At 27.6% G+C, this 667-nt stretch carries 1 protein-coding gene; it reads right to left on the bottom strand.

Features of this window, described 5'->3' with window-relative positions; genetic code table 11:
* Positions 1–311 precede the first annotated feature (311 nt).
* The coding region (locus F3G98_RS10675) for a hypothetical protein (RefSeq protein ID WP_188117015.1) at positions 312–667 on the bottom strand (356 nt) is incomplete at its 5' end.

Below are 667 nucleotides of genomic sequence, written 5' to 3'. Positions count from 1 at the left end.
GAGTATAGCCCTTAACAACATCGTATTTTATACCTTTGTAGAAATAATTTAATAATTTGAATTGTATCATATTGCAATTTAAATATAAGTTTTCAACTGAAAAGAATTATTTTCAAAATAAAAATGTCAATATGTCCTATTTACTGTGCTTTTAAAAGTGTAAAATAATAAAATTTAAGTTTGGGAAGCTTAAAGTAGTAAAAATGGCTTAAGAATTTAACTAAAAATAAGCAAATTTTCGTGATTTCTTAAAAAAGTAGAAAAGCTCAAGTCGATTATTATAAAATCTGCCCTCGAGCTAATTTAATTTTCTAATATGGTAATTTAAAGCCCAGAGCGTAAATCACATGCACATTTTCTATGAGACCATTTTTCGCCATGGTTTCTCTTATTTCCTTGAAAGTATGCCTGCGATCATCATATTTTATCCACCCACCTTCATCTTTTTTCTCAAAATACCAATACACTTCATCCATATTGATGTAGTTTTCTTCTATATACTGCTGATTAAGCGAATTATTACCAAGATAATCGCTTGATGGTTCAGCTAATTCTATAGCATAGTAATATTTGTCATCTATACTTGATTTGTAAAAATCTACTATTCGATAGACAGACTCGGATTTATATAGTGGCATATCATTATTATTTTTTATAACCACTATAT

This window comes from Campylobacter concisus (assembly GCF_902460895.1).
GTDB lineage: Bacteria > Campylobacterota > Campylobacteria > Campylobacterales > Campylobacteraceae > Campylobacter_A > Campylobacter_A concisus_BC.
This window is presented reverse-complemented; position numbering and strand designations above follow the sequence as displayed.